We start from the raw sequence: 12,651 nt of genomic DNA on the forward strand, positions 1-12,651 counted from the left end.
CACCCGCCCCCCGGAGGTCCTCGTTGAGTTCCGTGCAGTCCATGATCGAGCGGCGTCCGCCCTCCGTGGCCCATCTCTTCCTCAGCAGGGTAAAGGCCACGCCCGACGGTGAGGCCTACCGGTACCCCGTGCCGGTCGACGAGCATGCCGCCGACGGCGCGCCCGGTGCCGAGCAGTGGCGCTCGCTGACCTGGGCGCAGACCGCGGAGCGGGTCAGAGCGGTCGCGGCCGGCCTGATGTCGCTCGGTATCGAGGCCGAGGACCGCGTGGCGGTCTCCTCGACCACCCGGGTCGAGTGGATCATCGCGGACCTCGGGAACATGTGCGCCGGCGCTGCCACCACCACCGTGTACCCCAGTACCAATGCGGACGAAACGGCGTTCATCCTCGCCAACTCGGCCAGTCGGGCGATGTTCGCCGAGAACGAGAAGCAGCTGGCCAAGGCGGTCGACCGGAAGGCCGAGCTGCCCGCCCTCGAAACGGTGATCCTCTTCGACGCCCCCGCCGGGCAGCCGGAGACGGCCGGCCTGACCGTTCTCACCCTGGCGGAGCTGGAGGAACGCGGCGCCGCCTACCTCGTCGACCACCCCGACGCGGTCGACAAGGCCGTCGACGCACTGGAGCCCGAGCAGCTCGCCACCCTCATCTACACCTCCGGCACCACCGGCCGCCCCAAGGGCGTGCGCCTGGTGCACGACTGCTGGTCCTACGAGGGACTGGCGCAGGAGCAGAGCGGGCTGCTGCGCGCCGACGACGTGCAGTTCATGTGGCTGCCGCTGTCGCACGTCTTCGGCAAGACGCTGATCTCCGGCCAGATCGCCACCGGCCACGTGATGGCGGTGGACGGTCGGGTGGACCGGATCATCCACAACCTGCCGGCGATCCGGCCGACCCTGATGGCCTCCGCCCCGCGCATCTTCGAGAAGGTCTACAACGGCATCGCGGGCAAGGCCCGGGCCGAGGGCGGCGCCAAGTACAAGATCTTCCTGTGGGCGGCCAAGGTCGCCCGTGACTACGCCCGCACCACCCAGGCCAACCAGATCGCCACCGGCACGGCCTCCGCGCCGTTCGCGCTGAGCCTGCAGCACAAGCTCGCCGACAAGCTGGTGTACGCCAAGATCCGCGCCGCGTTCGGCGGCCGGATGCGCGGCTCGGTCTCCGGCAGCGCCGCGCTCGCCCCCGAGATCGGCTTCTTCTTCATGGGCGCCGGCGTGCCGATCCTGGAGGGCTACGGCCTGACGGAGACCTCGGCCGGCTCCACCGTCAACCGCGACGGCGCGACGCGCGTCGGCACGGTCGGCCTGCCGCTGCCCGGCACCGAGGTCCGGATCGCCGAGGACGGCGAGATCCTGCTCCGCGGCCCCGGCGTCATGCGCGGCTACCACCAGCTGCCCGAGCAGACCGCCGAGGTGCTGGAGCCGGACGGCTGGTTCCACACCGGCGACATCGGCGAGCTCGACAAGGACGGCTACCTGCGGATCACCGACCGCAAGAAGGACATGTTCAAGACCTCGGGCGGCAAGTACGTCGCACCCAGCGAGGTCGAGGGCAAGTTCAAGGCCATCTGTCCGTTCGTGAGCAACATCCTGGTCATCGGCAACCAGCGGAACTTCTGCACCGCGCTGATCGGCCTGGACGAGACCGTGCTCATGCCGTGGGCCGCCGAGCACGGCCTGGCCGGCAAGAGCTACGCCGAGGTGGTCGCCGCTCCGGAGACCAAGGAGCTCATCGAGGGCTTCGTGAAGCGCCTCAACGGCGAGCTGCAGCGCTGGCAGACGATCAAGAAGTTCACCCTGCTGCCGCGCGACCTCGACATCGAGCACGGCGAGCTGACCCCGAGCCTCAAGATCAAGCGGCCGGTGGTCGAGCGCGAGTACGCCGACGCCATCACCGACATGTACGCCGGGTCCAACGAGGCCTGACGCCCGCCGTCCCGTACGGCTCCGGGGCAACCCGAGCCGTACGGGACAATGGGGGGTATGCCCTCCGCACTCCCCGACGGCGAACCGGTGCCGTCCGACGGTTCGCTGCCCGCACACGCCCTCACCGGGCTCGGCACCCGGCCGTTCGGCTTCTACCTGCACGTGCCGTACTGCGCCAGCCGCTGCGGCTACTGCGACTTCAACACCTACACCGCCACCGAACTGCGCTCCTCGGGCGCGGTCGCCTCGCAGGAGACGTACGCCGACAACGTGATCGCCGAGATCCGGCTCGCCCGGAAGGTCCTCGGCGACACCGACCTGCCCGTGCGGACCGTCTTCCTCGGCGGCGGCACCCCCACCCTGCTGCCCGCCCGCGACCTGGTGCGGATGCTCGCCGCGCTGCGCGAGGAGTTCGGGCTCGCCCCGGACGCCGAGGTCACCACCGAGGCCAACCCGGAGTCCGTCGGCCCCGCGTACCTGGCCGAGCTCCGCGAGGGCGGCTACAACCGGATCTCCTTCGGCATGCAGAGCGCCCGCCGGCACGTGCTGCAGGTCCTCGACCGCCACCACACCCCGGGCCGCCCCGAGGCCTGCGTCGCCGAGGCCCGGGAGGCCGGCTTCGACCACGTCAACCTCGACCTGATCTACGGCACCCCCGGCGAGTCCGACGACGACTGGCGGGCCTCCCTGGACGCCGCGATCGGCGCCGGCCCCGACCACGTCTCCGCCTACTCCCTGATCGTCGAGGAGGGCACCCGCCTCGCCGCCCGCGTCCGGCGCGGCGAACTCCCGATGATCGACGACGACGTGCACGCCGACCGCTACCTCATCGCCGAGGACGCCCTCAGCCGCGCCGGCTACTCCTGGTACGAGGTCTCCAACTGGGCCACCACCCCCGAGGGCCGCTGCCGGCACAACGAGCTCTACTGGACCGGCGCCGACTGGTGGGGCGCCGGCCCCGGCGCGCACAGCCACGTCGGCGGCGTCCGCTGGTGGAACGCCAAGCACCCCGCCGCCTACGCCCAGGCCCTCGCCGAGGGGCGCACCCCCGCCCTCGGCCGGGAGGTGCTCGCCGAGGAGGACCGCCGGGTCGAGCGCATCCTGCTGGAACTGCGCCTGGTCGACGGCTGCCCGCTCGACCTGCTCACCGAGGACGGCCGCAAGGCCGCCCGGCGCGCCCTGGAGGAGGGACTGCTCGACGCCGACGCCCACACCGCGGGCCGGGCCGCCCTCACCCTGCGCGGCCGCCTGCTGGCCGACGGCGTCGTCCGCGACCTCGTGGACTAGAACCTCGTGGACCAGAAGGGGCCGGCCCCCACGCGCCCTGAGTGGTCGTCCCTGAGGGCCGGTCTCAGTCCGTCGCGGTCACGAAGTCGATCAGTTCTTCGACGCGGCCGAGGAGGGCCGGGTCGAGGTCCCGATAGGAGTGCACCGAGGCGAGGATGCGGCGCCAGGCCGCGGGCGGGTCCACCGGCCAGCCCAGCCGGCGGCAGACGCCCTCCTTCCACACCTCGCCGCGCGGCACCTGCGGCCATGCCTCGACACCGACCGCGGCGGGCTTCACGGCCTGCCAGACGTCGACGTACGGGTGGCCCACCACCAGCACCGAGTCGCCGGAGACCCGTTCGGCGATCCGGTGCTCCTTGGTGCCCGGCAGCAGGTGGTCGACCAGTACGCCGAGCCGGCGGCCCGGGCCGGGCGCGAACTCCGCCACGATCGCCGGGAGGTCGTCCACGCCCTGCAGGTACTCCACGACGACGCCCTCGATCCGCAGGTCGTCGCCCCAGACCCGCTCCACCAGCTCCGCGTCGTGCCGCCCCTCCACGTAGATCCGCGACTCCCGGGCGACCCTGGCGCGCGCCCCCGGAACCGCGATCGACCCGGAGGCGGTCAGCCGCGGCCCGGCGGCCGGAGCCGGCGCGGAGGGCCGTACCAGGGTCACCACGCGCCCCTCCAGCAGGAAGCCGCGCGGCACCATCGGGAACACCCGGTGCTTGCCGAAGCGGTCCTCCAGGGTGACCGTCAGCCCCTCCGCCGTCTTCTCGCAGCGCACCACCGCCCCGCAGAAGCCGGTCGCCGCCTCCTCGACCACCAGGTCCCGCTCGGCGGGCACCTCCGGGGCCGGTTGCTTCCGCTTCCACGGCGGGGTCAGATCGGGGCCGTACTGCCTGCTGCGCATGGACGGGAGTCTACGAGCCCTGACATCCGCTCATCCCCCGTCCGGCGTACGGCGCGCCGGGCCGCGCCCGCGCCCCCGACAGCCCCTGCACGCGGTGCCGGAGCGTCCGGGCGCTCGGTGCGGGGGCGTCCGCGCGGTCAGTCGGCCAGGCCCGGGGCGCCCCAGACCGGGAACCAGCGGGACAGGTCCGACTCCAGCCGCAGGTCGTTCCCGAGCATGGCCTTCACCTGCAGCTCCAACGGGCTGTTCCGCTTCTCGCCGCCGCCCGGCATCGGTGCGAACGGGTAGAACGTGCCGCGCTTGTAGAGGTAGACCAGCGCCAGCGAGCGGCCCTCCGCGTCCCGGAAGACCACCAGCGAACAGAGCAGCTGCGGGCCGAAGCCGTGCGCCTCCAGCTCGCTGTTGACCGCGTGCAGGTCGTTCACCAGGTCCGGCAGTTCCTCGGGCGTGTGTCGGGCGAGCAGCCAGGAGTACCCGTAGTCGTCCCTGGAGGCCTCCACCGGGACGCCGCCCCGGCCGGTGTCCGCGTCAAGCAGGGCCCGCACCTGCTGCTTCACCTCCTCGAAGGCGCCGCCCTCGACCGCCGCGAAGCAGACCGAGCCCAGCCCGGTGGGCCGGAACCCGGCCGCAGCCTCCAGGGTCAGCGCGGCCGACGGAATGCCGAACAGCTGGTCCAGGTCCGGCTTCACCGGCTTGCTCCGGCCCAGCAGCGCGTCCAGGAATCCCATGAGCGGTCCTCTCCGGCCGTCAGCGGCCGAGCTCGGCGGAGATCCGGGCCAGCTGCTCCAGCCGCTTCTCCAGCGAGGGGTGGGTGGAGAAGAGCTGGGTCGCGGCGTCCCGCGCGCTCAGCGCCGGGGCGAAGTAGAAGGCGTTGTACGGCTGGGCCTTGCGCAGGTCCTCGGTCGGGATGGCCGCGATCTGCCCGGTCACCTTCGTCAGCGCCGAGGCCAGGGCACTCGGCCGGCCGGTCAGCTGGGCCGCCGAACGGTCGGCCGCCAGCTCCCGGTAGCGCGACAGCATCCGGGTCAGCAGGAAGCTCAGCGCGTACACCACCATGCTCACCAGCGGGACGATCACCAGCGCGATCGCCGTGTTGGGGTCGTTGCTGTTGCGGTTGTTGCCCAGGAACCCGCCGTACAGGGCGATCCGGGTCGTCACGCCGGCCAGCACGCCGAGGAAGCCGGCCACCGTCATCACCGCCACGTCCCGGTGCGCCACGTGCGACAGCTCGTGCGCGAGGACGCCCTCCAGCTCCTCCGGCTCCAACCGGCGCAGCAGGCCGGTGGTCACGCAGACCACCGCCTTCTCCGGGTTGCGGCCGGTGGCGAAGGCGTTCGGCATGTCGTTGCGGGCGACCGCCACCCGGGGCTTCGGCATGTCGGCCAGCGCGCACAGCCGGTCGATCGTGCCGTGCAGCTGCGGGTACTCCTCGGGGGACGCCTCGTGGGCGCCCATGGCCTTCTCGGTGATCTTGTCGCTGAACCAGAACTGCACGACGAACAGCCCGCCCGACAGCAGCAGGATCAGCGGCCAGGCGCCGCGCAGTATGACGATCAGCAGCCCGGTGAACCCCACGTAGACCAGGCCGATGAGGAACATCGTCGTGACCATCCGGCCGGTCAGGCCGCGGTCCGGCGCGAAGCGGGAGTGCTGCCGTGTCGACGACATCGCTGCTCCTTCGGTAGCTCGCTGCCTTCGATGCTGCCACTCACCGGCGCACCGGGCACTGCCCGCGGCCCGGGGAATCGGTCGAGGATCACGCGGGAGGCCCGTTCCTGCCGTCGGGGGTGGGCCTTACACTGGCAGGTACGAATCTGGCACTCTGCCTTCCGGAGTGCCAGGGATCGGATCGGTCACCAGGTCCAACGGGCGAAGACGGAGGTGCGTGCCCCGTGGCCAACGAGCGCAGGGACGAGCGTCTCATCGACACGCGTGCTGGCGTGCGCCCGCTCGACGAGCGCAGGCTCGCCGTGCTCCGGGCGATCGTCCAGGACTACGTGGGCACCGAGGAGCCGGTCGGGTCCAAGGCACTCGTCGAGCGGCACAACCTCGGCGTCTCGCCGGCGACGGTGCGCAACGACATGGCGGCGCTGGAGGAGGACGGCTTCATCCACCAGCCGCACACCAGCGCCGGCCGTATCCCCACCGACAAGGGCTACCGCCTGTTCGTCGACCGGCTGGCCGAGGTCAAGCCGATGACCGCGCCCGAGCGGCGCGCGATCCGGCACTTCCTCGAGGGCGCCGTCGACCTCGACGACGTCGTCGCCCGGACCGTCCGGCTGCTCGCCCAGCTCACCCGGCAGGTCGCCGTGGTGCAGTACCCGTCGCTGACCCGGTCCACCGTGCGGCACATCGAACTGGTCGCACTGGCACCCGCGAAGGTGATGCTCGTCCTGATCACCAACACCGGTCGGGTGGAGCAGCGCATCGTCGACTGCCCCGGCACGGTCGGCGAGACCGTCCTCGCGGACCTTCGGGCCAAGCTCAACGCCAACGCCGCCGGCCGCCGGCTGCCGGACGTCCCCGCGACGCTGGAGGACCTGCCGAACGCCTTCGAACAGGCCGACCGGCCGGTCGTCTCCACCGTCCTCGCCACGCTCTTCGAGACCCTCGCCGAGCAGAACGAGGAGCGCATCATGCTGGCCGGCACGGCCAACCTGACCCGCTTCGGGCACGACTTCCCGCTGACCATCCAGCCGGTGCTGGAGGCGCTGGAGGAGCAGGTGGTGCTGCTGCGCCTGCTGGGTGAGACCGCGGAGTCCGGGATGACCGTCCGGATCGGCCGCGAGATCGACTACGAGGGGCTGAATTCCACGTCCGTGGTCTCCGTCGGTTACGGTTCGGGCGACCAGAGCGTGGCAAAGCTGGGTGTGATCGGTCCGACCCGGATGGATTACCCGGGCACAATGGGGGCGGTGCGAGCGGTGGCACGGTACGTGGGTCAGATCCTGGCCGAGTCGTAACAGCGTGCTGCGCCAAGCGGCGCAGCCGGTCGGACGCAAGCACTTCCAGAAGCGGAACAAGCGGAGCATTTGGTGGCCACGGACTACTACGCGGTACTCGGCGTCCGACGGGATGCGGGGCAGGACGAGATCAAGAAGGCGTTCCGGCGCCTCGCGCGCGAACTGCACCCGGACGTCAACCCGGACCCGAAGACCCAGGAGCGGTTCAAGGAGATCAACGCCGCGTACGAGGTCCTCTCCGACCCCGCCAAGCGGCAGGTCTACGACCTCGGCGGCGACCCACTGTCGCCGAACGGCGGCGGTGGCGCCGGTGCGGGCGGCTTCGGCGCCGCGGGCTTCGGCTTCTCCGACATCATGGACGCCTTCTTCGGCGCCGCCGGCGGCCAGCGCGGCCCCCGCTCGCGGACCCGCCGCGGCCAGGACGCCATGATCCGCCTGGAGATCACCCTGGAGGAGGCCGCCTTCGGCACCACCAAGGAACTCCAGGTCGACACCGCCGTCACCTGCACCACCTGCTCCGGCGAGGGCGCCGCGCCGGGCACCTCCGCGCAGACCTGCGACATGTGCCGCGGCAAGGGCGAGGTCTCGCAGGTCACCCGGTCCTTCCTCGGCCAGGTCATGACCTCCCGCCCCTGCCCGCAGTGCCAGGGCTTCGGCACCGTCGTGCCGACCCCCTGCCCGGAGTGCGCCGGCGACGGCCGCGTCCGCGCCCGCCGCAACCTCACCGTCAAGATCCCCGCCGGTGTCGACAACGGCACCCGGATCCAGCTGGCCGGCGAGGGCGAGGTCGGCCCCGGCGGCGGCCCGGCCGGCGACCTCTACGTCGAGATCGCCGAGACCAGCCACGCGGTGTTCCAGCGCCGCGGCGACGACCTGCACTGCACCGTCACCATCCCGATGACGGCCGCCGCACTCGGCACCCAGGTGCCGCTGCAGACCCTCGACGGGCTGGAGGAGGTCGACATCCGGCCCGGCACCCAGTCCGGGCAGTCGATCCCGCTGCACGGCCGCGGCATCACGCACCTGCGCGGCGGCGGCCGGGGCGACCTGATAGTGCATGTCGAGGTGCAGACGCCGACCAAGCTCGACCCCGAGCAGGAGGAACTGCTGCGGCGGCTCTCCATGCTGCGCGGCGAGGAGCGCCCGTCCGGCCAGTTCGCACCGGGCCAGCAGGGCCTCTTCTCCCGCCTCAAGGACGCCTTCAACGGGCGCTAGGCCGACCACTGGGGGCGCGGCGGGGCACCTCCCGGCCGAAGGCCGGGGGAGAACTGCGCAGTCCGGGGCCGGGTCGCCGCACGATCAGGGGCAACCCCTGGTTCGTACGGCAGCCCGATCCGAATTGCGCAGTTCCCCGCGCCCCTGTCCTACTCCACACTCGTAAGGAAGACCCCTCATGACCGCGCCGGTGTTCGTCGTCGAGAGTGCGGCGCTGGCCGGGGCCGTGCCGGGTGCGGTGGTGCGGTTGGACGGGCCGGAGGGGCGGCACGCCGTCGCGGTGAAGCGGCTGGAGGTCGGCGAGGCGATCACGCTGGCCGACGGGGCCGGTCTCGGGGTCGACGGCACGGTGGCCGCCGTGCACGGCAAGGACGCGCTGGACCTCACCGTCGACGCCGTCCGCACCGAGCCCGCGCCCGGCCCGCGGATCGTCGTCGTCCAGGCGCTGCCCAAGGGCGACCGCGGGGAGCTGGCGGTCGAGACGATGACCGAGGTCGGCGTCGACGCGGTGATCCCGTGGGCGGCCTCCCGCTGCATCACGCAGTGGAAGGGCGACCGGGGGGCCAAGGCGCTCGCCAAGTGGCGGGCCACCGCCCGGGAGGCCGGCAAGCAGTCCCGCCGGCTCCGCTTCCCCGAGGTGGGGGAGCTCATGACCACCCGTCAGCTCGCCCCGGTGCTGGCCGCCGCGGCCTTCGCCGCCGTGCTGCACGAGGACGGCGCCGAGCCGCTGGCCACCGCGGCGCTGCCGCACGAGGGCGACATCGTGCTGGTGGTCGGCCCGGAGGGCGGCGTCTCGCCGGACGAGCTGGCCGCGTTCGCCGCGGCCGGAGCGGCGCCGTACCGGCTCGGTCCGTCGGTGCTGCGCACCTCCACGGCCGGTGTCGCGGCCGGCGCCCTGCTGCTGGGCCGCACCGGCCGCTGGTCCTGACCCGCCGGCCTGCCCCGACCCCGGCCGGTGCGGACGGCCGCCCGCGGGCCCGTCCGGACACCGGTGGCCGGCCGGCTCGTACGCTCAAGAAGAAACCTCCTGCGGCGCCGGCGGGCGGTGCCTAGGGTGCTGGTGTGACCGAACCGCAGAGCACCTTCGAGGGCGCCTACCTGCGCCACCCCCACCTGCACGGCGACCTCGTCGCCTTCGTCGCCGAGGACGACGTCTGGCTCGCACCGCTGGACGGCGGCCGGGCCTGGCGGCTGACGGCGGACCAGACCCCGGTCAGCCACCCGCGTTTCTCCCCGGACGGCCGGCACGTCGCCTGGACGTCCACCCGGGACGGCGCGCCCGAGGTCCACGTCGCACCCACCGACGGCGGCCCGTCCCGGCGCCTCACCCACTGGGGCAGCGCCCGTACCGCGCTGCGCGGCTGGACGCCCGACGGCCGTCCGGTCGCCGTGACCACCGCCGGCCAGGCCACCCTGCGCCGCACCTGGGCCTTCGCGCTGCCGCTGGACGGCGGCGAGCCGGCCCGCCTGCCGTACGGGCCGGTCGGCGGGCTCGCGTTCGAGCCGGGCGGCGAGCGCGTGCTCCTGCTGTCGGCGTTCAGCCGGGAGCCCGCGCACTGGAAGCGCTACCGCGGCGGCACCGCCGGCAAGCTGTGGATCGGCGAGCGGGACTTCGAGCGGCTGCACACCGGTCTCGACGGCAACATCGACTCGCCGCTGTGGGTGGGCGGGCCCCAGCACTCCAGGATCGCCTTCCTGTCGGACCACGAGGGCACCGGGCAGCTGTACTCCAGCCTCCCCGACGGCTCCGACCTGCGGCGGCACACCGACGGCGGGTTCTACGCCCGCAATGCCACCACCGACGGCACCCGGGTCGTCTGGCACAGCGGCGGCGACCTCTGGCTGCTCGACGACCTGGACGGCGCCGAGCCCCGCCGACTGGAGATCCGGCCGGCCGGCCCGCGCACCCGCCGCCAGCCGCACCCGGTCTCCGCCGCGGGCCGGCTGGAGTCGGTCGCGCCGGACCGCACCGGCCGGGCCGGCGCGGTCGTCGTCCGCGGCACCGTGCACTGGCTGACCCACCGTGAGGGCCCGGCCCGGGTCCTGGACGCCACCCCCGGGGTGCGCGCCCGGCTGGCCCGGGTGGTGCCCGGCGCCGACGGCGGCCAGGGCGTCGTCTGGGTGACCGACGCCGAGGGCGACGACGCGATCGAGTTCGCGCCCGTCGTACTCGGCGCCGAGCGCCGCCGGCTGGCGGCCGGCCGGCTCGGCCGCGTCCTCGACCTGGCCGTCTCGCCCGACGGCAAGCAGCTCGCGGTCGCCTCGCACGACGGCCGGGTGCTGCTGGTCGCGCTCTCCGACGGGACCGTGCACGAGCTCGCCCGCAGCGAGAACGGCGAGGTCACCGGCCTGGCGTTCAGCCCGGACTCCAGCTGGCTGGCCTGGTCGAGCCCGGCGCTCGGTGCCTGGTCGCTGCGCCAGATCATGCTGGCCGACCTGACCAGCCGCACGGTCAGTGAGGCCACCCCGCAGCGCTTCGTCGACTACGCGCCGGCGTTCACCGCGGACGGCAAGCACCTGGCCTTCCTCTCGGTCCGCAACTTCGACCCGGTGTACGACTCGCACTCCTTCGACCTGTCCTTCCCGACCGGCTGCCGCCCCTACCTGATCACCCTGGCCGCCGACACCCCGTCGCCGTTCGGACCGCAGCGGGCCGGCCGACCGGTCGGTGCCGAGGACGACGACAGCGGGGCCGGCAAGGCCGCGAAGGACGCGAAGGACGCCGCCGACGGCGAGGAGACGACCGTACGGACGCGGGTCGACCTGGAGGGGATCGCCGACCGGATCCTCGCCTTCCCGGTGGAGGGCGGCTCCTTCGGCAGCCTGCGGGCCACCAAGGAGGGCGTGGTCTGGACGCGGATGCCGCTGCTCGGCGAACTCGGCGACACCGCCGCCTCGCTGGAGGACGACCACCCGCGGCCCGTGCTGGAGCGCTTCGACTTCAAGCGGCGCCGCGCCGAGGAGCTCGTGCACGCCCTGGACGCGTTCGCGGTCAGCGGCGACGGCAGCAGGCTCGCCGTGCTGGACGACGCCCGGCTGCGGATCGTCCCCGCCGACCAGAAGGCCGGCGAGGACGACGAGGTGGACGTCGACCTCGCCCGGCTGCGGGTCACCGTCGACCCGTCCGCCGAGTGGCGGCAGATGTTCGACGAGAACGGCCGCGTCATGCGCGACAACTTCTGGCGCGCGGACATGAACGGCGTCGACTGGGCGGGCGTCCTCGACCGCTACCGCCCGCTGGTGGACCGCCTCGGCAGCCACGACGACCTGGTCGACCTGCTGTGGGAGACGGTCGGCGAGCTCGGCACCTCGCACGCCTACGTCACCCCGCCCGGCCGCGGCACCGAGGCCGCCCGCCGGCAGGGCCTGCTCGGCGCCGACCTCGTCCGCGACGGCGACGTCTGGCGGGTCGAGCGGATCCTGCCCGGCGAGTCCTCCGACCCGCGGGCCCGTGCGCCGCTCGCCGCGCCCGGCGTCGCCGTCCGGCCCGGCGACGCCGTGCTCGCCGTCGACGGCCGCCCGGTCGACCCGGTCGCCGGCCCGGCCCCGCTGCTGGCGGGCACCGCCGGCCAGCCGGTCGAGCTGACCGTGGCCGGCAAGGACGGCGTCCCGCGGCACCCGGTGGTCGTGCCGCTCGCCGACGACGAGGCGCTGCGCTACCACGACTGGGTGGCCGGCCGCCGCGCCGAGGTCCGCGAGCGCTCCGGCGGCCGGCTCGGCTACCTGCACGTGCCCGACATGGTCAGCTCCGGCTGGGCGCAGCTCCACCGCGACCTGCGGGTCGAGCTCGCCCGCGAGGGCGTGGTCGTCGACCTGCGGGAGAACCGCGGCGGCCACACCTCCCAGCTGATCGTCGAGAAGCTGAACCGGCGGATCGTCGGGTGGGACCGCGGCCGCGACCTGGCCAACCCCGAGCCGTACCCCGGGGACGCCCCGCGCGGCCCGGTGGTGGCGCTCGCCAACGAGTTCTCCGGCTCCGACGGCGACATCGTCAACGCCGCGATCCAGGCGCTCGGCATCGGCCCGGTGGTCGGCACCCGCACCTGGGGCGGCGTGATCGGCATCGACAGCAAGTACTCCCTGGTCGACGGCACCTCGATCACCCAGCCCAAGTACGCCTTCTGGCTGGAGGGCTACGGCTGGGGCGTGGAGAACCACGGCGTCGACCCGGACGTGGTGGTGGACTGCGCCCCGCAGGACTGGGCGGCCGGCCGCGACCCCCAGCTCGCCGAGGGCGTCCGGCTGGCGCTGGAGGCGCTCGCCGAGCGGCCGGCGAAGACCCCGCCGCCGCTGCCCGAGCTGTAGCGCGAACGGCGCGGGGGAGTGCGGCACCGGCCGCCCGCCCCCGCGCCGGACCCGCGGCCGCCGCGGC

The 12,651-nt window shown here is 73.7% G+C and carries 9 protein-coding genes; 6 read left to right on the plus strand and 3 right to left on the minus strand.

The genetic code is table 11. The features are described from left to right. The first annotated feature begins 23 nt into the window (after positions 1 to 23). Both KSNIM_RS25395 and hemW read left to right on the plus strand, forming a co-directional pair. Positions 24 to 1,922, plus strand: a complete 1,899-nt coding sequence (locus KSNIM_RS25395) for an AMP-dependent synthetase/ligase (protein ID WP_263105443.1) — start codon at positions 24 to 26, stop codon at positions 1,920 to 1,922. A gap of 57 nt (positions 1,923 to 1,979) precedes the next feature. Further along, positions 1,980 to 3,209 carry a radical SAM family heme chaperone HemW gene (gene hemW, locus KSNIM_RS25400; protein ID WP_263105444.1) on the plus strand — a complete coding sequence of 410 codons (1,230 nt, stop codon included), beginning with the start codon at positions 1,980 to 1,982 and terminating at the stop codon, positions 3,207 to 3,209. Positions 3,210 to 3,273: 64 nt separating this feature from the next. Here hemW and KSNIM_RS25405 read toward each other — a convergent pair whose 3' ends face one another. The 3 genes from KSNIM_RS25405 to htpX form a co-directional block, all read right to left on the minus strand. Next, positions 3,274 to 4,101 carry a DUF3097 domain-containing protein gene (locus KSNIM_RS25405; protein ID WP_263105445.1) on the minus strand — a complete coding sequence of 276 codons (828 nt, stop codon included), beginning with the start codon at positions 4,099 to 4,101 and terminating at the stop codon, positions 3,274 to 3,276. A gap of 137 nt (positions 4,102 to 4,238) precedes the next feature. Then, a complete protein-coding gene (gene pspAB / locus KSNIM_RS25410) occupies positions 4,239 to 4,829 on the minus strand; it encodes a PspA-associated protein PspAB (RefSeq protein ID WP_263105446.1) in 591 nt (196 codons plus the stop codon). A gap of 19 nt (positions 4,830 to 4,848) precedes the next feature. Further along, positions 4,849 to 5,769, minus strand: a complete 921-nt coding sequence (htpX, locus tag KSNIM_RS25415) for a zinc metalloprotease HtpX (protein ID WP_263105447.1) — start codon at positions 5,767 to 5,769, stop codon at positions 4,849 to 4,851. 272 nt (positions 5,770 to 6,041) lie between these two features. Between htpX and hrcA the strand changes: the two genes are divergently transcribed. From hrcA to KSNIM_RS25435, 4 genes are all read left to right on the plus strand, one after another. Continuing rightward, a complete protein-coding gene (hrcA, locus tag KSNIM_RS25420; protein WP_263108109.1) occupies positions 6,042 to 7,064 on the plus strand; it encodes a heat-inducible transcriptional repressor HrcA in 1,023 nt (340 codons plus the stop codon). 72 nt (positions 7,065 to 7,136) lie between these two features. Next, on the plus strand, positions 7,137 to 8,279 hold the full coding sequence (dnaJ, locus tag KSNIM_RS25425; protein ID WP_263105448.1) for a molecular chaperone DnaJ: 1,143 nt from the start codon (positions 7,137 to 7,139) through the stop codon (positions 8,277 to 8,279). Between the two features lie 178 nt (positions 8,280 to 8,457). Then, positions 8,458 to 9,207, plus strand: a complete 750-nt coding sequence (locus tag KSNIM_RS25430; RefSeq protein ID WP_263105449.1) for a 16S rRNA (uracil(1498)-N(3))-methyltransferase — start codon at positions 8,458 to 8,460, stop codon at positions 9,205 to 9,207. Positions 9,208 to 9,341: 134 nt separating this feature from the next. Beyond that, the gene (locus KSNIM_RS25435) at positions 9,342 to 12,584 is read left to right on the plus strand and encodes a S41 family peptidase (protein ID WP_263105450.1); all 3,243 of its coding nucleotides are present in this window, start codon (positions 9,342 to 9,344) and stop codon (positions 12,582 to 12,584) included. Positions 12,585 to 12,651 lie beyond the last annotated feature (67 nt).

The organism is Kitasatospora sp. DSM 101779, assembly GCF_025655475.1.
Taxonomy (GTDB): Bacteria; Actinomycetota; Actinomycetes; order Streptomycetales; family Streptomycetaceae; genus Kitasatospora.

Excerpts from the sequence above, each read along its gene's own strand:
- hemW (WP_263105444.1), top strand. The coding sequence starts at position 1,980 with ATGCCCTCCGCACTCCCCGACGGCGAACCGGTGCCGTCCGACGGTTCG.
- KSNIM_RS25405 (WP_263105445.1), bottom strand. The coding sequence starts at position 4,101 with ATGCGCAGCAGGCAGTACGGCCCCGATCTGACCCCGCCGTGGAAGCGG.
- pspAB (WP_263105446.1), bottom strand. The coding sequence starts at position 4,829 with ATGGGATTCCTGGACGCGCTGCTGGGCCGGAGCAAGCCGGTGAAGCCG.
- htpX (WP_263105447.1), bottom strand. The coding sequence starts at position 5,769 with ATGTCGTCGACACGGCAGCACTCCCGCTTCGCGCCGGACCGCGGCCTG.
- KSNIM_RS25430 (WP_263105449.1), top strand. The coding sequence starts at position 8,458 with ATGACCGCGCCGGTGTTCGTCGTCGAGAGTGCGGCGCTGGCCGGGGCC.